At 55.2% G+C, this 24,391-nt stretch carries 21 protein-coding genes; 6 read left to right on the top strand and 15 right to left on the bottom strand.

Annotation, left to right across the window (positions count from 1 at the left end; genetic code table 11):
- Positions 1–4 precede the first annotated feature (4 nt).
- Positions 5–1,234, bottom strand: coding sequence for an EAL and HDOD domain-containing protein (locus A4308_RS13425; RefSeq protein ID WP_045282228.1), 1,230 nt, complete (start codon positions 1,232–1,234; stop codon positions 5–7).
- Between the two features lie 237 nt (positions 1,235–1,471).
- On the opposite strand from A4308_RS13425, the gene A4308_RS13420 reads away from it, so the two are divergent.
- Positions 1,472–3,403: a methyl-accepting chemotaxis protein gene (locus tag A4308_RS13420; RefSeq protein WP_045282229.1), complete on the top strand. Its 1,932-nt coding sequence runs from the start codon at positions 1,472–1,474 to the stop codon at positions 3,401–3,403.
- A 45-nt stretch (positions 3,404–3,448) separates the two neighbouring features.
- Here the strand turns inward: A4308_RS13420 and cobB are convergent, their stop codons facing one another.
- Genes cobB through lolC form a run of 5 tightly spaced genes read right to left on the bottom strand, consistent with a single transcriptional unit; the run spans position 3,449 to position 8,387 of the window.
- Entirely contained in the window at positions 3,449–4,270 is an 822-nt protein-coding gene (gene cobB, locus A4308_RS13415) for a Sir2 family NAD+-dependent deacetylase (protein ID WP_014883409.1), read from the bottom strand.
- Between the two features lie 14 nt (positions 4,271–4,284).
- A complete protein-coding gene (gene nagK / locus A4308_RS13410) occupies positions 4,285–5,196 on the bottom strand; it encodes an N-acetylglucosamine kinase (protein WP_045282230.1) in 912 nt (303 codons plus the stop codon).
- Between the two features lie 53 nt (positions 5,197–5,249).
- Entirely contained in the window at positions 5,250–6,494 is a 1,245-nt protein-coding gene (gene lolE, locus A4308_RS13405; RefSeq protein ID WP_014883407.1) for a lipoprotein-releasing ABC transporter permease subunit LolE, read from the bottom strand.
- Positions 6,494–7,195: a lipoprotein-releasing ABC transporter ATP-binding protein LolD gene (lolD, locus tag A4308_RS13400; protein WP_023332716.1), complete on the bottom strand. Its 702-nt coding sequence runs from the start codon at positions 7,193–7,195 to the stop codon at positions 6,494–6,496. The genes lolE and lolD overlap by 1 nt, the downstream gene beginning before the upstream one ends.
- A complete protein-coding gene (gene lolC / locus A4308_RS13395; protein ID WP_014883405.1) occupies positions 7,188–8,387 on the bottom strand; it encodes a lipoprotein-releasing ABC transporter permease subunit LolC in 1,200 nt (399 codons plus the stop codon). Before lolC ends, lolD begins: the two co-directional genes overlap by 8 nt.
- A gap of 258 nt (positions 8,388–8,645) precedes the next feature.
- Here lolC and A4308_RS13390 point away from each other — a divergent pair, with 258 nt between their 5' ends.
- The 3 genes from A4308_RS13390 to ldtC all read left to right on the top strand — a co-directional run bounded on the left by A4308_RS13390 (position 8,646) and on the right by ldtC (position 14,430).
- A complete protein-coding gene (locus A4308_RS13390) occupies positions 8,646–9,719 on the top strand; it encodes an acyltransferase family protein (RefSeq protein ID WP_045282231.1) in 1,074 nt (357 codons plus the stop codon).
- 150 nt (positions 9,720–9,869) lie between these two features.
- Positions 9,870–13,316, top strand: coding sequence for a transcription-repair coupling factor (mfd, locus tag A4308_RS13385; protein ID WP_045282232.1), 3,447 nt, complete (start codon positions 9,870–9,872; stop codon positions 13,314–13,316).
- Positions 13,317–13,464: 148 nt separating this feature from the next.
- A complete protein-coding gene (gene ldtC, locus A4308_RS13380; RefSeq protein ID WP_045282233.1) occupies positions 13,465–14,430 on the top strand; it encodes a L,D-transpeptidase LdtC in 966 nt (321 codons plus the stop codon).
- 73 nt (positions 14,431–14,503) lie between these two features.
- Here ldtC and bhsA read toward each other — a convergent pair whose 3' ends face one another.
- The gene (bhsA, locus tag A4308_RS13375) at positions 14,504–14,761 is read right to left on the bottom strand and encodes a multiple stress resistance protein BhsA (RefSeq protein ID WP_023332711.1); all 258 of its coding nucleotides are present in this window, start codon (positions 14,759–14,761) and stop codon (positions 14,504–14,506) included.
- Positions 14,762–15,005: 244 nt separating this feature from the next.
- Between bhsA and comR the strand changes: the two genes are divergently transcribed.
- Positions 15,006–15,641, top strand: coding sequence for a TetR family copper-responsive transcriptional repressor ComR (comR, locus tag A4308_RS13370; RefSeq protein WP_014883400.1), 636 nt, complete (start codon positions 15,006–15,008; stop codon positions 15,639–15,641).
- Between the two features lie 59 nt (positions 15,642–15,700).
- Here comR and A4308_RS13365 read toward each other — a convergent pair whose 3' ends face one another.
- The 8 genes from A4308_RS13365 to hinT form a co-directional block, all read right to left on the bottom strand.
- Entirely contained in the window at positions 15,701–16,240 is a 540-nt protein-coding gene (locus A4308_RS13365; protein ID WP_008500779.1) for a glycine zipper 2TM domain-containing protein, read from the bottom strand.
- Between the two features lie 193 nt (positions 16,241–16,433).
- On the bottom strand, positions 16,434–17,738 hold the full coding sequence (locus tag A4308_RS13360) for an NAD(P)/FAD-dependent oxidoreductase (protein ID WP_023337096.1): 1,305 nt from the start codon (positions 17,736–17,738) through the stop codon (positions 16,434–16,436).
- Between the two features lie 237 nt (positions 17,739–17,975).
- On the bottom strand, positions 17,976–18,518 hold the full coding sequence (ycfP, locus tag A4308_RS13355) for an alpha/beta hydrolase YcfP (RefSeq protein ID WP_045282234.1): 543 nt from the start codon (positions 18,516–18,518) through the stop codon (positions 17,976–17,978).
- A 34-nt stretch (positions 18,519–18,552) separates the two neighbouring features.
- Positions 18,553–19,578 carry a beta-N-acetylhexosaminidase gene (gene nagZ / locus A4308_RS13350; protein ID WP_045282245.1) on the bottom strand — a complete coding sequence of 342 codons (1,026 nt, stop codon included), beginning with the start codon at positions 19,576–19,578 and terminating at the stop codon, positions 18,553–18,555.
- Between the two features lie 11 nt (positions 19,579–19,589).
- Positions 19,590–20,414, bottom strand: coding sequence for a thiamine kinase (gene thiK, locus A4308_RS13345; RefSeq protein WP_045282235.1), 825 nt, complete (start codon positions 20,412–20,414; stop codon positions 19,590–19,592).
- Positions 20,395–21,042 carry a penicillin-binding protein activator LpoB gene (gene lpoB, locus A4308_RS13340; RefSeq protein ID WP_014883395.1) on the bottom strand — a complete coding sequence of 216 codons (648 nt, stop codon included), beginning with the start codon at positions 21,040–21,042 and terminating at the stop codon, positions 20,395–20,397. Before lpoB ends, thiK begins: the two co-directional genes overlap by 20 nt.
- Positions 21,043–21,052: 10 nt before the next feature.
- On the bottom strand, positions 21,053–21,427 hold the full coding sequence (locus tag A4308_RS13335) for a YcfL family protein (RefSeq protein WP_023332707.1): 375 nt from the start codon (positions 21,425–21,427) through the stop codon (positions 21,053–21,055).
- 1 nt (position 21,428) lies between these two features.
- Positions 21,429–21,788, bottom strand: a complete 360-nt coding sequence (gene hinT / locus A4308_RS13330; RefSeq protein ID WP_008500786.1) for a purine nucleoside phosphoramidase — start codon at positions 21,786–21,788, stop codon at positions 21,429–21,431.
- Positions 21,789–22,138: 350 nt separating this feature from the next.
- Between hinT and fhuE the strand changes: the two genes are divergently transcribed.
- Positions 22,139–24,328 carry a ferric-rhodotorulic acid/ferric-coprogen receptor FhuE gene (gene fhuE / locus A4308_RS13325; protein WP_045282236.1) on the top strand — a complete coding sequence of 730 codons (2,190 nt, stop codon included), beginning with the start codon at positions 22,139–22,141 and terminating at the stop codon, positions 24,326–24,328.
- Positions 24,329–24,391 lie beyond the last annotated feature (63 nt).

The raw sequence follows: 24,391 nt of genomic DNA, 5'->3' as shown, positions 1-24,391 counted from the left end.
AGCATTAACTGGCCGCATTCTCGCCAGCCCAAATCGTCGCCCTTCTCATCGCCTCGACCACATCATCATCCGACAGCCCCAGTGCGCGACTCAGTCTTGTCGCCTCCTCCCACTGCTGCTGCTCGTAGTAACGACAGAGTGCGATCATATCAGCTAGCTGCCCCTCCTGATGGCACAGTGCGTTGCTCACGCTCTGCGGCACCGCAATCTGCTTCATCAACTCGGTCATCGGCAGTTCAAGGAGAGTATCCAGCAGCGAGAACAGGCCGCACAGAAAAGCATTTTCAGCCAGCGTCGGTTCGTTTATCGCCTCTGCGATCAATTCGCAGAATTTCCCACGCATCATGCTCAACGGATAAAGCTCGCTGACGGTGTCATTGTCCGCACTCGCCAGGACCACGACGGCAACGAACCGTCTCAGCTGATTCTCCCCAAGATAGCGGAGTACCTCACTTAGGGTTAACTTGCTGAAATTACAGGCACCAACATGTTTAAATGCCGTGTGCTTCATGTAGCGCATAATTTTCCAGGAGAGGGTGAGATCACTTTTTATCAGCGATTCGATAATGCGATAATCAGGTTTATTACGTCCGATTTCCATTTGCAGGCGGAAAATCGCAAGCTGATTTTGCGATAAACGTTTATATTTAATCATCTCCGGACGGCAGAAAAAATAACCCTGAAACAGAGAAAATCCTTCATCTCTGAATCGAATAAATTCCTCTTTAGTCTCAATTTTTTCAGCGAGATATTTTATATGTGCGGTCTCGTTCTTACGCGATGCCAGATACTGTTTAATTTGCGCTAAGGTATAATTTCTGATATCGAATTTCAGAACCGAAATATAAGGTAAAAACGCATCCCATTCCGGAGCGAGGGTGAAATCATCGAGCGCGAAGTGGTAGCCGTGCGCATTCATCTCTCTGACGGCCTGCAACAGCTCAGCCCCCGGAACCGCATCTTCCAGTATCTCAATGACCACGCTCTCTTTATCGAGCGCTTCTCCGCTCCGGTCGATGACCATCCGGGAGGGAAAATTAATAAACGACGTGTGCTCCCCGGCGATCCGTTGCGCGGGTACACATAAAAACTGATCTGATATCATTCTGGATGTCGCATATTCCGCCGAGACATCCGGAAAACGGTTTGTCATTCCCTCTCTGAAGAGCAGTTCATAGGCGACCGTCTTCATCTCCGGGTTAAAAATGGGTTGTCTGGCGATAAATCCGTACATATCCCATCCTCCTCTACCACTTAATATTTATTAGCATCCTCTTTCTACACGACGATAACGAGCATTATCGAGCACTATTTTGATTGAATGCACAAAATAAAAGCATCCACACTAATTAACAGGGTTTATATTCTCAGAATTTAAATTAAATACTCCCGGTACTCTACAGAAAGAGAGTGATATATCCGATAAGTAATATGTGCCTGACCGACACGCACACGATTACGGGAGATAAGAATGCAAAACGCCAAGGTCCGAAGATCAAAAATGAGCGTCAAAACGTTAATGCTATTGTCCATTTTTCTCACCGTGACGGTGGGCTTTACCGCCACGATTGGTTTTATGATGTGGCAGTGGATGGCGCAGCAGGACAGTCTGGCCAAAAAACATATCCGCCAGATTGCTGAGGTGCAGTCTTTGCAGGTCAGTAAGGAGATGGATTCCGCGCTGGCTGCCGCCAGGGATATGGGCAACAGTGCCCTGGCGCTGCGGGATGCGGGCATCTCCGATCGCCAAAGTCTCAACCAACTGCTGATCCATTATCTTGCGGCCCACCCGCAGTTTCTCTCCATGTCGATGGCTTTTGAGCCCAACGCGTTTGACCATCAGGATGCCGCCTTTGCCGGACAGAGCGGAGAGGATCCTGCCGGACGCTATGCCCGCTATGTCGACCGCGATGCCTCTGGCAAACCCGCACTGCACCTGCTGACGGACCTGGAAACACCCGGCAGCGGCGATTATTACCTGCTGCCGAAGCAACGGCAAAAAGAGGTGATCATCGAACCCTATATCTACCCCTACAATGGCGTAGACGTCATGCTTACCTCCATTGCCGCCCCCATTATGGCTGACGGTAAGTTTCTGGGATCGGTCACCTCTGACTTTTCACTCGCCACGCTGCAAGCCATGACTGGGGCAATAAAACCGTGGAACGGGACTGGCTATGCCCTGCTCCTCTCAGCGGAAAATAAAGTGGTATTCAGCCCGGACAAACAGGCCACCGGAAAGCCTTACGCGGGGAAGATAACGGGCCATGATGTCATCCGGGAAAACGATCCACTGCTGAATGAGGAGGCATTTATTACCTGGCAGGATATTGCAATTGGTAACAGCCAGACGCCGTGGAAGCTGGCCATCGTCACTCCGGTCAGTGAGGTGATGGCCGAGGCGCGTGCATTTTTGCTGAAAGCCATTGTCCTTATGGTGCTCAGTATCGTAGTGGTGAGCCTGGTCATGGCGCAAATCTTTACGCGTAAAGTTGACCGACCGGTGGGTGGCGAACCTTCTGACGCCGCCGGAATTGCCCTGGCCGTCGCCCGCGGGGAGCTGAACAATACAATTCCGGTGCGCGCGGGAGATACTCGCAGTATTTTTTACGCCCTGCACACCATGCAGATGCAGCTCAAACGCATCGTCGACAACATCAGCGATGCCAGCCATTCCGTGCGGGGTGGCACCAGCGAGATTTCGGCAGGTAACCTTGACCTTGCCTCGCGAACCGAGGAGCAGGCAGCAGCGATTGTGGAAACCGCGGCCAGCATGGAAGAGATTTCGGCCACGGTGAAGAATAATGCCGACAATGCGCACAAAGCGACCACGCTGACCGACCGCGCCGCCAGCCTCGCCGGACATGGCGAAACGCTGGTGAACGACGTTGTCACGGTGATCGGCGAGATTGATGACAGCGCGCGTAAGATCGGTGAGATCAACAGCATTGTCGATGGCATTGCCTTCCAGACCAATATCCTGGCGCTAAACGCTGCCGTAGAAGCCGCACGGGCGGGTGAGCAGGGACGCGGTTTTGCGGTGGTGGCCGGTGAAGTCCGTAACCTGGCCCAGCGGAGCGCTAACGCAGCAAAAGAGATTTCTCAGCTCATTGCCGAATCGTCTGGCCGCGTCAACAAAGGCGTTGAGCTGGTCAATGAAACCGGCGTGATGATGAAACAGGTTATCGAGGCGGTGTCGCATGTGCATCTGGTGATCAACGATATCGTTCAGGCGCTGGACGAGCAAAATCGGGGGATTAGCCAGGTCAGCACCGCCGTGAATCAGATGGACAGCACAACCCAGCAGAACGCCTCTCTGGTGCAGCAGATCTCAGCCGCGGCGCTCTCACTGGACGAGCAGGCTAAATCGCTGGAGAAGACGCTGGCGTTCTTTCATTCGTAAATCGTCAGGCACCCGCAGGACGGGTGCCTTTTTACACCATTGCCGCTAAAGCCCTTTCAGCAGCTTGTCGACAAATTCCGGGACGACCGCGCTTGCCAGACCGTAGTGTTTCTCTTCAAACTCGCTGCCCACCTGGCTTGGCTCCAGATTGAGCTCAACCGTATGGGCGCCGTGCAGTCGCGCTTCGTGAACAAACCCCGCCGCCGGGTAAACATGGCCGGATGTACCAATGGCGATAAACACGTCTGCCATCGCCAGCGCGCTGTAAATATCATCCATCCCCAGGGGCATCTCGCCGAACCACACCACGTGCGGGCGCAGGCGTGCGGGGAACTGACAGCAGTGACATTTGTCTTCTGGCAGCACGTCCTCTTTCCAGTCCAGCACCTGGCCGCTCCAGGCACAGCGAACTTTGAGCAACTCACCGTGCATGTGGATGATGTTTTTGTTACCGGCTCGCTCATGCAGGTTGTCGATATTCTGCGTCACCAGCAGGAAACGATCCCCCAGCGCCTCTTCCAGCTTCGCCAGCGCCAGATGCGCCGGATTGGGCGCAATCTCAGGCTGCTGCAGCTGGCGACGGCGGGCGTTGTAAAACGCCTGCACGAGATCCGGATCGCGGGCAAAACCTTCCGGCGTGGCGACATCCTCCACGCGGTGTTCTTCCCACAGTCCGTCCGCCGCGCGGAAGGTTCGAATTCCTGACTCAGCGGAGATCCCCGCCCCGGTCAGCACCACCACTCTGGGTTTATCCATCGCTTCTGGCATCATTCTGTCTCTGAAAAAGATCCGCTGACGCAAGCGCTCACGTAAGCGGCGTTTGTTTTTGCGAAAACGGCTGAGTCGACCCTGGCGACGCGACAGCATAGAAACCTCGTAAACTAATCGGTGAGATGAAGGAATGCGGCTCCGCGCATGCCTCCTGCGTCCCCGTGTCGCGCACGTTCAATACGCGGCACGCGTGCAACCGGCAATAAATGTCGGGGCAAACGCCCGGACAACTGTTCCGTAATCGCAGTGAAGTTTGACAACCCTCCCCCAATCACCAGCAGATCCGGGTCGACGATAGTGAGAATATTTCCCAGACATACCGCCAGCAGATCCAGATAGCGCTCAACGTGCTCACGCGCCTGCGCATCCCCTTGCTCCCACAAGGTAATGATTTGAGGGGCCTCAAGTTTCTGATGATAGAAGTGTTCGTAAAGCCATGCAAACCCGCGGCCGGAGAGGTAGTTCTCAATACAGCCGTGCTGGCCGCAGCCGCAGCGGGTCAGCGGAAACTCACGCCCGACAACGTCCAGGGCATCCACCGGCAAGCGGATATGGCCGAACTCACCGGTGATATAGCTACGCCCGGTGATGGGCTTACCGTTGATCACGATCCCTCCGCCGACGCCCGTGCCGAGGATCAGTCCCATGACCAATGGATACTGACGGAATTCATCATCCCAGGCTTCAGAGAGCGCAAAACAGTTGGCATCGTTATCTAAACGCACGTCGCGTTCAAGGCGGGCAGCGAGATCGGCGCGCAGCGGTTTGCCGCTTGCAGCAGGTACGTTGGCGGCATACAGCGTGCCGTCGTCGGTTTCGGGCATGCCCGGAATACCAATGCCGACGCTGCCTTTGACGCCAAAGCGTTCATCTGCTTGCGCCACCAGCGTGGCAATGGCGGTTAAAAATTCGTCGTAACTCTCGCGCGGCGTGGGAACGCGCGTTTCCCACTGCAGCCTGAGGTCTTTATCAAATACGCCGAGCGCAATCTTGGTGCCGCCAATATCAAATCCATAATACATAGTGCATTCCTCTTTTGACCTGGCGGCCCAAAAGCCGCTAGATCATGACGTAATTACTGGCCACTTAATACCCTCGCCGGATCAATTCGGCTTGCGCGACGCGCCGGATACCAGCTTGCCAGCAGACTCAGTAAAAGTGCTGTAACCAGCACATAAAAAACGTCCAGCCAGTGCAATTCAGACGGCAGGAAGTCAATAAAATAGATATCACCCGACAGGAACTGGTGACCAATAAGCTTTTCAATGCCGTTGATAATTGGCGTCAGCTGCAGGGAAACCACCACGCCAATCACCACGCCACAAAGGCTGCCGAACAATCCTGCCAGCAAACCGTACCAGACGAAGATGGCGCGAATAAGACCGTCTTTCGCCCCGAGCGTTCTCAGCACGGCAATGTCACCGCTCTTGTCCTTGACTGCCATCACCAGCGTCGAGACGATATTAAAGCACGCGACGCCAATCACCAGCACCATCGCCAGATACATAATCGCGCGGATCATCTGGATATCACGGTACATATACCCGTAAGTGCCGATCCAGCTTTTGATGTAAACATAGTTATTGGTCACGCTGCCCGCGTCGCGTACCAGTTTGTTGGCATTAAAGACGTCGTTCACCTTAATGGCAATGCCCGTCACACTGTCGCCCATGTCGAGATACTGCCGCGCATCTTCCATCGGCACCATCGCAAAGCTATGGTCAAGCTGACCGCTCAGCTGAAGAATACCGGTGACGTGCAGGCGCACGCGTTTCGGCTGCTGCAATTTGTGATCGGCGCTGGCGTTCGGGATCATGATCGACACCCAGTCGCCCTGCTTCACCTTCAGGGCATCTGCAACGCCTTTGCCCATGATGATCTGCTGCTCGCCGGCCTTAAAGTTTGCCCACGCGCCGTTCTGCACATATTTCGGCAGCGCGCTCAGACGCTCTTCCTGGGCAGGGTTCACCCCTTTCACCTGGATGGCACGCAGGTTTACCCCGCTCTCCACCAGCCCGGTAAAGTTGATATAGGGCGCGGCAGCAGCGATGCCCGGGACTTTCTCTACTTTGTTGAGCGCATCGCTCCAGTGGGTCCAGGGCTGGTTAACCGGCTCGATTTCCCCGTGCGGTACCACCGCCAGAATGCGGTTATTCAGTTCGCGCTCGAAGCCGTTCATGGCGCTCAGGCCGACAATCAACACCGCCACGCCCAGCGCAATACCGATGGTCGAGATGACGGAGATGAGCGACACCATGCCGCCGCGACGGCGACCGCGGCTAAAGCGTAACCCGATGAGTAACGATAACGGTGAAGCCATTACTCCGCTCCCATCAGGGTCAGTTCTGCATTCAGATGACCGTCGCGCATTTCAAGCTGGCGCCCCATGCGTTTTGCCAGCTGCAGATCGTGGGTGACCACCAGAAACGCGGTGCCCTGCGAGGCGTTAAGTTCACCTAAAAGCTGGAAAATACTGTCCGCATTACGCGCATCCAGGTTACCGGTCGGTTCATCCGCCAGCACCAGACGCGGGTTGTTGACCAACGCACGGGCAATGGCCACGCGCTGACGTTCGCCGCCGGAAAGCTCCGACGGACGGTGATTGCCACGATGACCCAGCCCTACTGCGTTCAGCATGTCGCTGGCGCGGGCGTTAATTTCTGCCGGTTTCTTTTTGCCAATCAGCAACGGCATCGCCACGTTTTCCAGCGCCGTGAAATCCGGCAGCAGGTGGTGGAACTGGTAGATAAAGCCCAGCTCGCGATTACGCAGCTCGGCCTTCGCCGCTGAGGACATTTTGCTCATCGGCTGGCCGGAAAAAATCACGTCGCCGCTGGTTGGGGTATCCAGCCCGCCGAGCAGGTGCAGCAGCGTACTTTTGCCCGAGCCGGAGCTGCCGACAATCGCCATCATCTCGCCTTCGCCCACGCTGAAGCTCACATTGTGCAGCACGTCGGTCTGCACAGCGCCTTCCTGATAGCGTTTGGACAGGTTGTCGCATTGCAACAGGATCTTATTCATAACGTAAAGCCTCAGCGGGTTGAGTGGCGGCAGCGCGCCAGGAAGGATAAAGCGTCGAAAGCAGCGCAATGGCCATCGCGGCCAGCGCAATACCGATAACCTGCAGCGGCTCGATAGCCACCGGCAGCGCCGCGCCATCAAGCAGCGCGCCGATGATCGGCATTAAATTATTAAGCTGGCTGGCAAGCAATGCGCCGAGCCCCGCCCCCAGCAGCGCGCCGATAATCCCGGCGCTGGCACCCTGCACCATAAAGACCGCCATGATCTGGCGCGGCGTGAGCCCCTGGGTTTGCAGGATGGCGACCTCGCCCTGCTTTTCCATCACCATCAGACCCAGCGAAGTGATGATGTTAAAAGCGGCCACGGCCACGATCAGGCTCAACAGCAGCCCCATCATGTTTTTTTCCATACGCACGGCCTGGAACAGTTCGCCTTTACGTTCGCGCCAGTCCTGCCATTTGGTGCCGTCCGGCAGTTTTTGCTGGCTGAGGGTATCAACCTTCAGCGGCGCGTCGAGCCACAGGCGCCAGCCCGTGATGTTCCCTGCCGGGTAACGCATCAGGCGCGAAGCATCCTGAATGTTAACCAGCATCTGATAACCATCGACTTCGCTGTTGGCGGCAAAGGTACCAATTACGTTAAACAGGCGCTGGCTTGGCAGGCGCCCCATCGGCGTAAACTGACTGGCAGAGGGCACCATCACACGCAGTTGGTCGCCACGGTTGACGCCAAGCTGGCCGGCAAGCTGCTCACCCAGAATAACGTTGTATTTTCCGGCGGCCAGATCGGTCTGCTTCACGTTAACCAGGTACGGCGTCAGCGGATCGTTTTGTGCAGGGTCAATACCCAGCATGACGCCGACCGCCACGCTGCGGGCGCTTTGCAGCACCACGTCGCCGGTTGTTAACGGCGCAACGCGCGTGACACCCTGTAACTTCGCCGCACTTTCCGGCAGCTGTTGCGGGTTCAGCGAACCGTTGGTGGAGGAGAGAACGGCCTGCGGCATCAGCCCCAGGATGTTGTTTTGCAGCTCGCGCTCGAAGCCATTCATGACGGAAAGGACCGTCACCAGTGCCATCACGCCGAGCGTAATGCCAATAGTCGAAAGCCAGGAGACAAAGCGACCGAAGCGGTCCGCGGCGCGCCCACGCATGTAACGTAAGCCTATGAAGAGTGCGACAGGTTGATACATGAAATCCGTCTGTTTGCTGATAGCAGACCCACGAGTATATAAGCGAATCCGTTAAGCGTAAATGACTGAAACCGTAAGCTTTGGTAATCATTTTTCTGAAAAATTCAGATAAATCAGCGTGCTATTGTCTGAATTGTCGCCTCGCAACCTCCACCTTTTCCGAAAAACCTCCTGATACAGACTGTTACCCGTTACATCCCGGTTTCATTTCACAACAATTGCTCGTTCGTTTATGGCAATTTAAGGTAGTCGCGAACAATGAAGCAAAAAGCATTATGGATTAACCAGATAAAAGGGCTGTGTATCTGCCTGGTGGTTATCTATCATTCGGTCATCACCTTTTATCCGCACCTGAGCGGGCTGCAACACCCGCTATCCGGCCTTCTCGCGAAATGTTGGGTCTATTTTAATCTCTACCTCGCCCCATTCCGCATGCCGGTATTCTTCTTTATCTCCGGCTATCTGATCCGTCGTTATATCGATGAGGTGAACTGGCGAACCAGTCTCGACAAACGGATCTGGAGCATTGTCTGGGTTCTGGTCCTGTGGGGGATTCTGCAATGGCAGGCATTGACCCACCTGAATGCCTGGCTGGCGCCCGATCGTGAGCTTGCCACCTCCTCGAACGCGGCCTACGCCGATTCCCTCTCAGGATTTGTACGCGGTATGCTCACCGCCAGCACCAGCCTGTGGTATCTGTATGCTCTGGTCGTCTACTTCACGCTGTGTAAACTGCTGAGCCGCTGGAAGCTACCGGTTCTCGGGCTGCTGGCACTGGCGAGCGTCGCGATCAACTTCCTGCCGTTGCCGTGGTGGGGAATGAACAGCGTAGTTCGCAACATGATCTACTACAGCCTCGGAGCGTGGTATGGCGCAGAGCTGATGGCGTGGATGAAAAGTTTCAACCTGCGCCGCACGTGGCTGGCGACAGGGGCGTTCGCCGCCGTCTCCGTGGTGCTGTGGTTTGCTAACGTTTCTCTCCTGCTTTCCCTGCTGTCGATTGTGTTGATCATGAAGCTTTTCTACAGTATTGAGCAGCGTTACGCCGTGCATCCCAACAATCTGCTGAACGTGATTGGCTCCAACACCATTGCGATCTATACCACCCACCGCATCCTCATTGAGGCCTTCAGCCTGTTCCTGATTGGCGAGATGAATGCCGCATACTGGCCGGTCTGGGCAGAGCTGGGCTTAATTCTGGTCTATCCGTTTGCCAGCCTGCTTATCTGCACCCTTGCCGGGCTCGGGGTGCGCAAACTCTCCACCGCGCTGTTTGGCGATCTTTTCTTCTCTCCTCCGTCAACGCTCTCCCTGTCACCGTCCCCCCGCTAATGCCTTCTCCGCCCCCCGTTTTGGGGGCGGAAAGTCACCCCGTGCGGTTACAATTTGCTTATGTAAAACGATCGAGGATAATAAAGACATTGCGTATCAGTGATATGCCCCAATACTGTTGGTATATCCATAAGAGACTCTGACATAGCCATGCCTGAACACTATCGTTATTCCTTGCCTGTCAAAGCGGGCGACCAGCGCCAGTTGGGTGAACTTACGGGCGCGGCGTGCGCCACGCTGGTGGCAGAAATTGCTGAACGACACCCCGGCCCGGTGGTGCTTGTTGCCCCGGATATGCAAAATGCCCTGCGCCTGCACGACGAAATCCGCCAGTTCACCGATAGCCTGGTGTTCAGCCTGGCCGACTGGGAAACGCTGCCGTATGACAGCTTCTCTCCGCATCAGGAGATCATCTCCTCGCGCCTGTCGACGCTCTACCAGTTGCCGACCATGCAGCGCGGTGTGCTGATTGTGCCGGTGAATACCCTGATGCAGCGCGTCTGTCCGCACAGCTATCTGCATGGTCATGCGCTGGTGATGAAAAAAGGCCAGCGCCTGTCCCGTGATGCCCTGCGCGAGCAGCTTGACGGTGCCGGCTATCGCCATGTCGATCAGGTGATGGAGCACGGGGAATACGCAACCCGTGGCGCACTGCTTGATCTGTATCCTATGGGCAGCGACCAGCCGTATCGTCTCGATTTCTTCGATGATGAAATCGACAGCCTGCGCGTGTTCGACGCCGACACCCAGCGCACGCTGGAGGAAGTAGAGTCCATTAACTTACTGCCCGCACATGAATTCCCGACGGACAAAACTGCCATCGAACTGTTCCGCAGCCAGTGGCGCGATAAGTTCGACGTGAAGCGTGATGCCGAGCACATCTATCAGCAGGTCAGCAAAGGCACGCTCCCGGCCGGGATCGAATACTGGCAGCCGTTGTTCTTTAACGAGCCGCTACCTGCCCTGTTCAGCTACTTCCCGGCAAATACGCTGATTGTGAACACCGGCGATATCGACGCCAGCGCCAGCCGTTTCGAAAGCGAAACCCGCGCCCGCTTCGAAAACCGGGGCGTTGACCCGATGCGTCCGCTGCTGCCGCCGGAAGCGCTGTGGCTGCGTACCGACGAACTCAATGCGGAGCTGAAGCGTTGGCCGCGGATCCAGCTCAAAACCGATTCGCTTGCCGATAAGGCCGCCAACACCAACCTCGCCTTCCGGACGCTGCCGGACCTGGCCGTACAGGCGCAGCAGAAATCGCCGCTGGATAATCTGCGCAAGTTCCTGGAGTCCTTTACCGGCCCGGTGGTGTTCTCCGTTGAGAGTGAAGGCCGCCGCGAAGCACTCGGCGAGCTGCTGGGGCGAATAAAAGTTGCGCCGAAACGCATTCAGCGCCTCAGCGACGCGGCCGGAAACGGCCGTTATCTGATGATTGGTGCCGCCGAACACGGGTTTATTGATACGCTCAACAACCTGGCGCTGATTTGCGAAAGCGATCTGCTGGGTGAGCGCGTCGCGCGGCGCCGTCAGGACAGCCGTCGAACCATTAACCCGGACACGCTGATCCGTAACCTGGCCGAACTGCATCCGGGCCAGCCCATTGTTCACCTGGAACATGGCGTTGGGCGCTATCAGGGAATGACCACGCTGGAAGCCGGCGGCATCAAAGGTGAATACCTGATGCTGACCTACGCCAACGACGCCAAACTGTATGTTCCGGTGTCATCCCTGCATCTGATCAGCCGATACGCGGGTGGCGCGGAGGATAACGCCCCGCTGCACAAGCTGGGCGGCGATGCCTGGGCTCGCGCGCGCCAGAAAGCGGCGGAGAAAGTACGCGACGTGGCGGCCGAGCTGCTGGATATCTACGCCCAGCGCGCGGCCAAAGAGGGCTTCGCCTTTAAGCATGATAAAGAGCAGTACCAGCTGTTCTGCGACAGTTTCCCGTTTGAAACCACGCCGGATCAGGCCCAGGCCATCAACGCCGTATTGAGCGACATGTGCCAGCCGCTGGCGATGGACCGCTTAGTCTGCGGCGACGTCGGCTTCGGCAAGACCGAAGTGGCGATGCGCGCCGCCTTCCTGGCGGTTGAAAACAACAAGCAGGTGGCGGTGCTGGTGCCGACCACCCTGCTCGCCCAGCAGCACTTCGACAACTTCCGCGACCGTTTCGCCAACTGGCCGGTGCGCATTGAGATGCTGTCACGTTTTCGCAGCGCCAAAGAGCAGACGCAGATCCTCGAACAGGCAAGCGAAGGCAAAATCGATATTCTGATAGGTACGCACAAGCTGCTGCAAAGCGACGTGAAGTGGAAAGATCTGGGGCTGCTGATCGTCGATGAAGAGCACCGCTTCGGGGTGCGCCATAAAGAACGCATCAAAGCGATGCGCGCCGACGTCGATATTCTGACCCTGACCGCAACGCCAATTCCGCGTACGCTGAACATGGCGATGAGCGGCATGCGCGATCTGTCGATTATCGCCACACCACCGGCGCGTCGTCTGGCGGTGAAAACCTTTGTCCGCGAGTACGATAATCTGGTGGTACGCGAGGCGATCCTGCGTGAGGTACTGCGCGGGGGCCAGGTTTATTATCTTTATAACGACGTTGAAAATATCCAGAAAGCCGCGGACAGGCTGGCCGAGCTGGTACCGGAAGCGCGTATTGCCATCGGCCACGGGCAGATGCGCGAGCGCGAGCTGGAGCGGGTGATGAACGACTTCCACCACCAGCGCTTTAACGTACTGGTGTGTACCACCATCATTGAAACCGGCATTGATATCCCGACGGCGAATACCATCATTATTGAGCGTGCGGATCACTTTGGTCTGGCGCAGCTTCATCAGCTGCGCGGTCGCGTCGGCCGTTCGCATCATCAGGCTTACGCCTGGCTATTGACCCCGCATCCGAAAGCGATGACCACCGACGCGCAAAAGCGTCTGGAAGCCATCGCCTCGCTGGAAGACCTCGGTGCAGGCTTTGCGCTGGCCACGCACGATCTTGAGATCCGTGGTGCCGGCGAACTGCTGGGCGAGGATCAGAGCGGCTCCATGGAAACCATCGGCTTCTCGCTCTATATGGAGCTGCTGGAAAACGCGGTTGATGCCCTGAAGGCCGGACGCGAGCCGTCGCTGGAAGATCTCACCAGCCAGCAGACCGAGGTCGAGTTGCGTATGCCGTCCCTGCTGCCGGATGATTTCATTCCTGATGTGAATACCCGCCTGTCATTCTACAAACGCATTGCCAGCGCGAAGAATGAAAATGAGCTGGAAGAGATCAAAGTGGAACTGATTGACCGCTTTGGCCTGCTGCCCGATGCGGCGAGAAATCTGCTGGATATCGCGCGGCTGCGCCAGCAGGCGCAGAAGCTGGGGATCCGCAAACTTGAAGGTAATGAAAAAGGCGGCGTCATTGAATTCGCCGAGAAGAACCACGTCAACCCGATGTGGCTGATTGGCCTGCTGCAAAAACAGCCGCAGTATTTCCGCCTGGATGGGCCAACCCGTCTGAAATTTACCCAGGAGCTGGCGGATCGCAAAACCCGTATGGACTGGGTGCGTAACTTTATGCGGCAGCTCGAAGAGAACGCGGTCGCGTAATCTGACCTCCCCCCGTTAGCCAGTGCTGCCGGGGGGACAATTTACAAACTCTTTGCACTTCACCCGATCTTCCCGACACACCCTTTCGCCATAATTATCATTAACACCTTATAAAACAATAACCTTATCATTTATATGGATTATGGTGATGATGACCTCTTCGCGTTTTACCCGCTGGATAACCCTGTTTACGCTGGCTGCCGCCGTCGCGGTTGCACTTCCCGCTCGCGCAAACACCTGGCCTCTTCCACCGCCTGGCAGCAAGCTGGTCGGGGAAAACCGCTTTCATGTGGTTGAAAATAATGGCGGTTCACTGGAAGCCATTGCCAAAAAATATAACGTCGGTTTTCTGGCTCTGCTGCAGGCGAACCCCGGCGTCGATCCGTATGTCCCGCGCGCGGGCAGCGTACTGACGATCCCGTTACAAACTCTCCTGCCGGATGCCCCGCGCGAGGGGATCGTCATAAACCTGGCTGAGTTACGTCTCTATTATTATCCGCCGGGTAAAAATGAAGTGACCGTCTACCCTATCGGTATCGGTCAACTGGGCGGCGACACCCTGACACCGACGATGGTGACGACCGTCTCGGATAAACGGGCGAATCCAACCTGGACGCCAACGGCCAACATTCGCGCCCGTTATAAAGCCCAGGGCATCGATCTTCCCGCGGTTGTTCCGGCTGGCCCGGATAACCCAATGGGGCACCACGCGATCCGCCTGGCGGCATACGGTGGGGTTTACCTGCTGCACGGAACGAATGCCGACTTTGGCATCGGCATGCGCGTCAGCTCCGGCTGTATTCGTCTGCGCGATGACGATATCAAAACGCTGTTCAACGTCGTTACGCCAGGGACTAAAGTGAATATTATCAATACGCCGATTAAAGTCTCTGAGGAGCCGGGCGGCGTACGACTGGTCGAGATTCACCAGCCGCTCTCAAAAAATATCGGCGACGATCCGCAGACGTTACCCATTAACCTAGATGCTGCGATGGTGAGCTTTAAAACGAATGCGAATACCGAGAGCCAGGTGATGGAACGTGCGATGGAGGCCCGGTCAGGCATGCCGACCGATGTCACCCGGCATCACGATATCGTTCAGCAGTCGATGTAAAACAGAACGCAAAACGCCCTGCTTAGCAGGGCGTTTTTTATTGCAGTGGCATAAATGAGGGTTTATGCCCGGCTTATTTGTAGATGACAGCCGTGCCGTGCAGCGTGTTAGGACCGGTCACAGAGGTGATGCGGTAGGATTTTGCACCCATTGCTTCCGCTTTTTGTGCCAGCTGATCTTCCAGTGAACCCAGGTTAGTCCCGGCAGACGCAGAGATCGTCCCGACTTTATGCTGATCGGCTGGCGTTGACTGAACTTGTACAGCAGCAAAGCTTGCGAAAGAAAGTGAACTCAGTACGGCTGCAGCGATGAGGGTTTTTACGTTTTTCATGATGTTTACCTTTGGCAGATGAATTTGGAGGTCGTTAGCGATTTAGTTAACGATCGATAGGTAAATCATAAATGTGATCCAGCTCACGCGTCAACACAATTTTATAACGAGCATTAATTAATTTTTAAAGTCGTTAATTTTCATACATATATGATTAATTTATTTTTAAGCATTCTGCACTGGTGGTGGGTTGCGTTTATTTTTATAATGGTTATTCAACAAATCAACAGAGGACCAACGGCAAATGACAACCGACGTCACGAGTTGTGCGAAGAAAAGCCGTGGCCGACCAAAAGTGTTTGACAGGGATGCAGCGCTTGATAAGGCCATGACTCTCTTCTGGCAACATGGGTATGAAGCGACCTCGCTTTCCGATCTGGTAGAAGCCACCGGCGCCAAAGCACCGACGCTCTATGCTGAATTTACCAACAAAGAGGGGCTGTTCAGGGCAGTGCTGGACAGATACATTTCGCGCTTTGCAGCGAAACACGAAGCCCAGCTGTTTTGTGAAGAGAAAAGCGTTGAACAGGCGCTACGGGATTACTTCACCGCCGTTGCCACCTGCTTCACCAGTAAAGATACACCCGCGGGCTGCTTTATGATTAACACCTCCGCCACCCTGGCGGCAGCGTCGAAAGAGATCGCCAATACGGTGAAATCGCGTCATGCCATGCAGGAAGAGACCCTCAGCGCATTTCTGGCTCAACGCCAGCAGCGCGGTGAAATTCCCGCGCATTGTCAGCCGCAGATGCTGGCGCAGTACCTGAGCTGTATTTTGCAGGGTATGTCGATCAGCGCGCGTGAAGGCGCGACGCTGGAAAAACTGCAGAATATAACCGAAACCACACTACGCTTGTGGCCTGAACTCCTCAAAATTTGAGGTAAAAAAAAGCTCCTCAGCCTGAGCGCTTGAGGAGCTAAGTTCAGAGAACATCTTTTTTACACTTTGTTATTCAGTACCAGCTGGCCATTTCCATCCAGTGGGATTTGCGTTCCTGGGTCTTTATCCATACGGATTTTGCCCTGCTGATCGCCAATTTTGTAGGTCACGTCATAACCCAGCATTTTCTCCGACTTGTCATAGACGGTTTTACAACGCTGCTGAGTCGTGGTGTAAGTATCGTTATCCTGCATCGCACCCTGCACCTGGTTGCCGGCATAGCCGCCACCCAGCGCACCAACGACGGTCGCGACATCTTTACCCCGGCCACCGCCAAACTGGTGACCAATTACCCCACCCGCTACTGCACCCAGAACAGAGCCGGCAATACGGTTTTCATCCTGTACCGGACGACGGTGGGTCACGGAGACGTTACGGCACTCCTGACGAGGGGTTTTTACGGTTTCTTTAATGGGAGTAGCAGAAACCACCTGCGCATACTGCGGGCCGCGATCTAATACGTTGAGACTGGCAACAGCAGCCACACCTAACGCCGCTGCGACACCAATCCCTATACCCGCCAACATAGATTTATTCACGGGACTTCCTCCTTTGTTGCTATTGGTAACAATTTTGCAATGAAGCCACGGCTTCGCCAATAAGACAAAGGATCAAAAAGTGGACACTGGAGAGGGATATATCATGTTTAGGAGAACTCTTAAGCACCTAATCCATGACCGGCAGCATGATATGCTAAAAACTCCCTCCGGAGGGCCCGGAGGGAGTGAAAGATTAGTGGAGTTTAAGACGCGGACGGATGACGCGGTTGATTCTGCCCACCAGCATCATCAGACCCGTTTTGAAGTAGCCGTGCAGTGCGATCTGGTGCATACGGTACAGTGAAATATAGACAAAGCGTGCTATGCGCCCTTCTACCATCATCGAGCCACGCATCAGGTTACCCATCAGGCTACCGACGGTAGAGAAGTTGGACAGCGATACCAGAGAGCCGTGGTCTTTATAGACATACGTCTTCATCGGTTTGCCTTTGTACTGCGCCAGAATATTATGCAGCACCAGGCTTGCCATCTGGTGTGCAGCCTGAGCACGCGGCGGCACGAAGCCACCTTCAGGGCGCGCGCAGGAAGCACAGTCGCCAATCGCAAAGATTTCCGGGTCGCGCGTGGTTTGCAGCGTTGGCTCCGTCACCAGCTGGTTAATGCGGTTCGTTTCCAGACCACCGATATCTTTCATAAAATCAGGCGCTTTGATACCTGCCGCCCAGACCATCAGATCCGCTTTGATGTACTCGCCGTCTTTGGTGTGCAGACCGCCTTCGTCGGCGCTGGTCACCATCGTCTGTGTCAGCACCCGCACACCCAGTTTGGTGAGTTCATTGTGCGCCGCACCGGAGATACGCGGAGGCAGCGCCGGGAGGATGCGTTCACCGGCTTCGACCAGCGTGACGTTCAGCGCGTCGTTTGTTAACCCTTTATAGCCGTAGCTGTGCAGCTGTTTCACCGCATTGTGCAGCTCAGCAGAGAGCTCTACCCCCGTTGCCCCGCCGCCGACAATGGCAATGTTAACCTTGCCATTCGCACCCATGTTATTGGTGTACTTCAGGAACAGGTTCAGCATCTCCTGATGGAAACGACGTGCCTGGTGCGGGTTATCAAGGAAGATACAGTGCTCTTTCACGCCCGGCGTGTTGAAATCGTTAGAGGTACTGCCCAGCGCCATTACCAGCGTGTCATACGCCAGTTTGCGTTCAGGAACCAGCAGCTCGCCTTTTTCATCACGCAGCTCTGCCAGGGTGATGGTTTTGCTTTCACGGTTGATATCCACCACGGAACCCAGCTGGAACTGGAAATGGTGATTGCGTGCGTGCGCCAGATAGCTCAGCGCGTCCACGCCCTCATCCAGCGATCCGGTCGCCACTTCGTGCAGCAACGGTTTCCACAGGTGACTGTGGTTACGATCCACCAGCGTGATTTTGGCTTTTTTACCGCGACCCAGCTTTTTACCCAATTGTGTGGCCAGCTCCAGCCCGCCAGCACCACCGCCTACAATCACTATCTTTTTCAATGGCGTAGTCAACGTGACCCCCTCAAATTATTAACCAATTGTTAATTAAAAGTTATAAAAATAACCCTTAATTAACAACAGGTTACAGCACTGAAACCATTCAGGTGAATTGAGAATACCACGTCAGGCGCATTGGTCATACCAAAATTGATATGCATCAAGTTTTGATGGCTTAAAAGTAGACAATTCTGGACAAAAAGAAACCCGGTACACATTAGCGACCGGGTTCCGGAGGTGACTGACTGTGACTTAGCCCAGCGTTTTAAAGGCTTTTATGCGCTGCAGATGTGGGGAGATGTTCTTGAACTTATGGGTCTGTTCTTCATCCCAGACAATCTCATAGTAATGATGCAGAAGCTCCGCAGCCCGTTGGCTGTTGAGCGCCTCATCATTACGCGAAAGGATCACCAGACACCGGTCGCGGTTTTTATCGCGAAAATTACTGACGCACTTGGTGGCAATATCGACGTACTCTTCCGGGCGGTCAATTTTGCCTTCCATGTTCTCATTCGGGAAAAGGTTAGGATTAAATACAACCTGGCGAATGTCGCACAGAAAACCAATCCGCTCTGCCCAGTAGCCACCCAGGCCCACGCCGCAAATCAGCGGGCGATCGTCGATATTAAGCTGCAGCATCTTGTCCACTTCTTTGAGCAGATGCTGCATATCATGCTTCGGATGGCGCGTGCTGTAGCTGATCAACCGGACATCGGGATCGATAAACTGCAGCTGCAACACCTTCTCATGATTACCTGGACTGTTTGAGTCAAAACCGTGTAAATAGATGATCATTGTCTTCTCACCATGCTACGCCTTCCGGGAGGGATTACAGGCTGGCTTTGTGCGCCTGCCAGCGCTCATTCAGGTCTTCAAGCCGGGCGTTGACCGTCTTCCAGCGCGCCGAATCCATCAGATCCTGACGGCTAAATGAACCTTTATGATACAATTGTGTAACACGCTCTGCATTGATCGGCGACAGGTTATCCAGCACGCTAACAGCCCCTTTACGATTATTGCAGACCAGGATCATATCGCAACCTGCGTCCAGCGACGCCTGACCGCGTTCTGCATAGCTGCCCATAATTGCCGCCCCTTCCATCGACAAATCGTCGGAGAAAATCACGCCATTGAAACCCAGCTCCTGGCGCAATACGGTTTTCAGCCAGTGCGGAGAGCCACTGGCCGGCCGCGGGTCGACGTCGCTGTAAATCACGTGGGCAGGCATGATAGCGTCAAGTTTGTTATCGGTGATAAGTGAACGGAACACCGACATATCTTTGGCACGAATTTCCGCTTCCGGGCGCGGATCGCGCGGGGTCTCTTTGTGGGAATCCGCCGTCACGGCCCCGTGGCCCGGGAAGTGTTTGCCGGTGGTTTTCATACCTGCATCGTGCATCCCGTCGATAAATCGGGTCGCCATTGCCAGCGCAATACGCGGATCTTCATGGTATGAGCGCTCGCCAATAGCGGCGCTGATATGGCCCACATCAAGTACCGGGGCAAAACTGATATCGATATCCATGGCTATCATCTCGCAGGCCATCAGCCAGCCCGCTTCCTGCGCCAGTTTGCCCCCCTCTTCCGTACCGAGCAGCGCGGCAAAAGACTGGGCAGCCGGCAAACGGGTAAAACCGTCGCGAAAACGCTGCACGCGTCCACCTTCCTGATCGACGGCCACCACCAGATGATTGCGCGATGCCGCGCGGATCTGACGCACCAGTTCACGCAACTGCGCCGGATCGTGATAGTTGCGGGTAAACAGGATCAGGCCGCCAACCAGCGGATGCGCCAGAATGTCACGCTCCTCCGCATCCAGCTCAAACCCTTCAACATTCAACATGACTGGACCCACACTCACCTCTCTTATCCTTTCGTTTGTAACTGACGCCAGGCATCGTTTGCCAGCGCAATAAATTGTTTTTCTCTGGACTGCTGAAGGCGCATTTCAAACCAGCCCGCCATCAGCATAATGACCCAGGGTCGCCAGCGTCTCACCTGACGAGCCAGCGCGTCGGCGTCAATATGCGCTACTCTGGCATACTCTCTGATGAGCGTCAGCCGCGCGGCGTCACTTTCCGTCCAGACCGCGGCCAACTCCAGCGCCACATCGCCGTCTCCGGCATATTCCCAGTCAATAAGTCTGGCTCCTCCTGACGTATGCACAATGTTCCCGGCGTGCACATCCATATGTAACGGTGAGAGCCGAATCGGTTGCGGCTCGCCCGCTTTACGCAGCCGTTTGAGATGCGCAAGCCAGACTGGGGTACGTCTTTTCGGGGAGGCTTGCTGCCAGTAGTGCTCAAGCAGCGGAAGTAACGCGATTCGCCACCCCAGACGCTGTTGCTGGTGCAGATGATACAGCATCGCCGCGAGCTCCGGGGTGTCCGGCAGCGCGCTTTTCACCTCGCCCTCAAGATAGTCGACGGCCATCCAGCCCTGTCGGAAAAAACGGGGTTCCGGCACGAGATCCGACGGAAGACGTCTGAGGGCACGAAACTGACGACGAAAATGGAAAGCGGGCGCGAAGGGATCGTGATTATGCCGTAAGACCAGACGGTGCGCACCCTGCTCCAGAATACAACTCGCGCCGCCAAGCCCGGAGTGGGCCTGCGGCGCGATAAGGCGGTACTGCGGAAAATAGCGCGTCAGGATCGCATCACGCGTGCTGTCATTGTTGCGTAACCGCACCTTTACCTGACCAGATAATTTCGCCTGTCTGAACCAGCATCAGCTGCATCTGCAGGGCTGGGGTATTCACGTTGCCGGTCGCATTAGAGTACAGCACATACTGGGCGCCAACGTTGCGGGCAATCCCAATCGCCTTGCTGCGGGTGCCGAGGCTATCCTGCGGCGACAGGCCGAGTTGCTGTTTGGCCACCGCAAGCTGCTGAGCAGAGACCAGCGTAAACTTGCCGTTGTTCGCCAGGGCATTGCGCAGGGTTTCCGTCGCTTCGCCCGCGTTCAGCGAACCGTTAGTACGGTTGTTAACGCTGTCGACCAGCAGCACGCCGCCTGCCGTCACGCCCTGTGCCTGCAGCATTTTACCGACCATCGGTTGCATTGCACCGTTCCAGTCATAATGGCGCACGCGCGGCGTAGGCTGTGACGTCTGGTCCGGGTGCTCAATTGGACCAGGCTGTGACGGAATGGACGGTACAGACGGCACGGTTGGCTGTGGCTCCGTTGGCGTTGTCGGCTGCTCAGTACCCGGTTTAGCCTCTTCTACAGGTGCAGGCTGTTCAGTACGGGTCACACACCCTGCCAGAAACAGAGCGAAAGCTGTCACGAGAGCATAACGGCTCAAATTTTTAATCAAAGTTCACCCCTTACAGATAAAGATAAAGTCTTACCTTATGTGCACCCAAATAGCTGGCGCTGTCATAGATCGTTACCGACGACCTCGCCGGAAGGGTGACGCTGCGCGGCGCCTCCAGCGGATGCATTTCAAGACCTCTTACGTCATACCAGAAAAAACGGTAGTGGACCGTCACGGGTTCATTTCGTTCGTTAAAGAGCGCAGAGGAGGCTGAAGACTTAATTTCACTGACGGTTAACGCGGGCTGTTGCGCCGTAATACCCGCCGCCAGCACGGAGGACTCCATCACCAGCGTCTGTTCATCGCTCACGGGGATCGCCGGGCGCGTGCTGCATCCCACAATCATCATCGTCATTACCAGCGCTGCAATACGCCCTTTAAACATGTCAAAGACCTTTGTGTGCCAGCATCGGCCCCAGAGGACGTCCACCCAGCAGATGCATGTGAATATGATAAACTTCCTGGCCGCCATGACGATTACAGTTCATGATCAGACGGTAACCGTCTTCCGCTATGCCTTCCTGCTCGGCAATTTTCGCCGCCACCGTCAGCATACGACCTAACGCCACTTCGTGCTCGGTTTTTACGTCATTTACGGTCGGAATCAGAATATTGGGAATGATAAGGACGTGCGTGGGTGCCTGGGGGGAAATGTCCCGGAAAGCCGTCACCAGTTCATCCTGATAGACGATATCCGAGGGGATTTCGCGACGGATAATTTTACTGAAAATCGTTTCTTCAGCCATGACCTTTTCCTTTTTTGTAAAATCTGGCGTGGTGCGTCCGCTGATAACACACTCTCGGGAAGACTGTGTGACACAATCCAAGAGTATGAGCGAGTTTCTCCTGTCCTTTCAACCTTCTCCCCCGAATTCTTTCCTGAATCTTCATCAGCTGAATGAAGAGTGACCGCTCAGGCGTATTCACTGGCTGAAACATTATTTCAGTTCCGCTCGACACATCTGTTTACAGCATTAATGGCAATGCGTATATTTCGCATTTGCATTTTCATGCGCATTTTTAACATAGAAAACGACGTCAGACCGCGATCGCGGGACTGATGCTACCAACCTTCACCGTTCTTAAGGGTTTGATCATGTCTTTCAATCATCATACCAGGGATGGGCAACGTCAGCCTGTCGCAACGCCTTCGTTGCTGGCAGCCTGTATTGCTATGGCATTGATGCCAGCCGTGAGTTTTGCTGCCTCCACAGACGAAGATACCGTTGTGGTTGATGGCAGTTTCGATAACGCGCCTGCCTTGTCCGACGGGCAGGATCGGGACTACAGCGTCAAGACCACCACCACCGGGACCAAACTGCTCCTCGTGCCTCGCGATATTCCGCAGTCCGTCAGCGTCATCAGCCAGCAGCGCATGGCGGATCAAAACCTGCAGTCTATCGGCCAGGTGTTAACTAATACCACTGGCGTGACGGCGCAGGTTCAGGACAGCGACCGTACCGTATTTTACTCACGCGGATTCTTCGTGAGTAACTATGCGTACGATGACCTGCCGACCTCCATCAGCGAAGTGTGGAACTTCGGCGATACTGCCGCCGATACCGCGATTTATGACCGTATCGAAGTGGTACGCGGCGCAACCGGCCTGATGTCCGGGACGGGAAACCCGGCGGCCTATGTCAATATGGTGCGCAAACATGCAGACAGCAATGAATTCAAAGGTAATGTCAGTGCCAGCTACGGTAGCTGGGATAAACAGCGCTACGTGCTGGATCTGCAGGCGCCGCTGGTGGAGTCCGGCAAGATACGCGGCCGCCTGATTACGGGCTATCAGGATAACGACAGCTTTGTTGATAACTACCACTACCGTAAAAAATTCCTCTACGGCGTGGTGGATGCGGATGTGACCGACAGCACGACCCTTTCTGTCGGCTATGAATACCAGGAAAGCAACACCGAGGATCCGACCTGGGGCGGATTGCCAACCTGGAACAGCGACGGGAGTAAAACCCATTACGATCGTAGCCAGACCGTAGCGCCAAAGTGGGCATATTCGGATAAAGACAACACCCGCATTTTCGCCAACCTGACTCAGCGCTTTGACAACGGCTGGGAAGCCCACATCAACGGCATGCATGCTGATACGAATTTCGACAGCAAACTGATGTATATGTCCGGCTATCCCGATCAAGCGACCGGTGCAGGCATGGTGGGCTATGGTGGCTGGAACAAAGGCGAGCGCAAACAGGATGCGGTTGATGCCTTCCTGCGTGGTGGATTCGATCTCTTTGGCCGTCAGCACGAAATGATGTTTGGCGGCAGCTTCAGCCGCCAGCGCAACCATTATGACAATAGGATGCCGGATGCGTTATACGGCATGGTCGACGTGGGTAATTTCAAAAACTGGAACGGGGATATTGCCGATCCTCAGTGGACGCCATGGAAGCTCTACAGCCAGGACGACATCCGTCAGTCATCGGCCTATACTTCCGCCCGCTTCTCGCTGGCCGATCCGCTGCACCTGATCCTCGGGGCGCGCTATACCAACTATAACATTCGCTATAACCCGGCGGGCTCTCCGGACACCCGTCTGGAAAGTACCAAAGATGACGTCACGCCTTACGCGGGCCTGGTCTACGACATTAATGAAGACTGGTCGACTTACGTCAGCTATACCTCAATCTTCCAGCCTCAGGACAAGCGTAATGCCAGTGGTCGTTACCTCGACCCAACCACGGGTAAAAGCTATGAAGCCGGTGTGAAAGCGGACTGGTTCAATACCCGCCTGACCACCTCGCTGGCAATTTTCCGCATTGAACAGGATAACGTGGCGAGCAACACTTATACCTACATGCCGAGCGGTGAATCCATTTATGAATCGCTGGACGGTGTGGTGAGTAAAGGGATTGAGTTCGAGCTTAACGGCGCGCTGACGGATAACTGGCAGCTAACGTTCGGCGCAACCCGCTACATTGCTGAAGATAAAAACGGCAACGCAGTCAGCTCCGATCAGCCGCGCACAACCATGAAGCTGTTTACCCGTTATCAACTGCCAATGCTGCCAGAACTGACCGTGGGCGGTGGCGTAAACTGGCAGAATAAGGTGTGGACGGATGTGGACGGCGGCCCGGCGGGACAATCCCGCGCAGAGCAAGGCAGTTACGGGCTGGTTAACCTGTTCAGCCGTTATCAGGTCACCAAAGAGTTTGCCGTCCAGGCTAACGTCAACAACCTGTTTGACAAAGAGTATTACGATTACGTCGGCTCTTATGTGGTTTATGGCGCACCGCTGAACGTCTCGGTGAGCGCGAGCTACGACTTCTGAGTGTTTAGCCGGGTGGCGGCTGCGCCTTACCCGGCACAACAAACAGCAGCAATAAAAAAGGCA

Source organism: Enterobacter sp. ODB01 (assembly GCF_001623605.1).
Classification (GTDB): domain Bacteria; phylum Pseudomonadota; class Gammaproteobacteria; order Enterobacterales; family Enterobacteriaceae; genus Enterobacter; species Enterobacter kobei.
Note: the sequence above shows the minus strand (reverse complement) of the source record. Positions and strands in the feature narration are given on the sequence as shown.

Excerpts from the sequence above, each read along its gene's own strand:
- A4308_RS13425 (WP_045282228.1), bottom strand. The coding sequence starts at position 1,234 with ATGTACGGATTTATCGCCAGACAACCCATTTTTAACCCGGAGATGAAG.
- A4308_RS13420 (WP_045282229.1), top strand. The coding sequence starts at position 1,472 with ATGCAAAACGCCAAGGTCCGAAGATCAAAAATGAGCGTCAAAACGTTA.
- cobB (WP_014883409.1), bottom strand. The coding sequence starts at position 4,270 with ATGCTGTCGCGTCGCCAGGGTCGACTCAGCCGTTTTCGCAAAAACAAA.
- nagK (WP_045282230.1), bottom strand. The coding sequence starts at position 5,196 with ATGTATTATGGATTTGATATTGGCGGCACCAAGATTGCGCTCGGCGTA.
- lolE (WP_014883407.1), bottom strand. The coding sequence starts at position 6,494 with ATGGCTTCACCGTTATCGTTACTCATCGGGTTACGCTTTAGCCGCGGT.
- lolD (WP_023332716.1), bottom strand. The coding sequence starts at position 7,195 with ATGAATAAGATCCTGTTGCAATGCGACAACCTGTCCAAACGCTATCAG.
- lolC (WP_014883405.1), bottom strand. The coding sequence starts at position 8,387 with ATGTATCAACCTGTCGCACTCTTCATAGGCTTACGTTACATGCGTGGG.
- A4308_RS13390 (WP_045282231.1), top strand. The coding sequence starts at position 8,646 with ATGAAGCAAAAAGCATTATGGATTAACCAGATAAAAGGGCTGTGTATC.
- mfd (WP_045282232.1), top strand. The coding sequence starts at position 9,870 with ATGCCTGAACACTATCGTTATTCCTTGCCTGTCAAAGCGGGCGACCAG.
- ldtC (WP_045282233.1), top strand. The coding sequence starts at position 13,465 with ATGATGACCTCTTCGCGTTTTACCCGCTGGATAACCCTGTTTACGCTG.
- bhsA (WP_023332711.1), bottom strand. The coding sequence starts at position 14,761 with ATGAAAAACGTAAAAACCCTCATCGCTGCAGCCGTACTGAGTTCACTT.
- comR (WP_014883400.1), top strand. The coding sequence starts at position 15,006 with ATGACAACCGACGTCACGAGTTGTGCGAAGAAAAGCCGTGGCCGACCA.
- ycfP (WP_045282234.1), bottom strand. The coding sequence starts at position 18,518 with ATGATCATCTATTTACACGGTTTTGACTCAAACAGTCCAGGTAATCAT.
- A4308_RS13335 (WP_023332707.1), bottom strand. The coding sequence starts at position 21,427 with ATGTTTAAAGGGCGTATTGCAGCGCTGGTAATGACGATGATGATTGTG.
- hinT (WP_008500786.1), bottom strand. The coding sequence starts at position 21,788 with ATGGCTGAAGAAACGATTTTCAGTAAAATTATCCGTCGCGAAATCCCC.
- fhuE (WP_045282236.1), top strand. The coding sequence starts at position 22,139 with ATGTCTTTCAATCATCATACCAGGGATGGGCAACGTCAGCCTGTCGCA.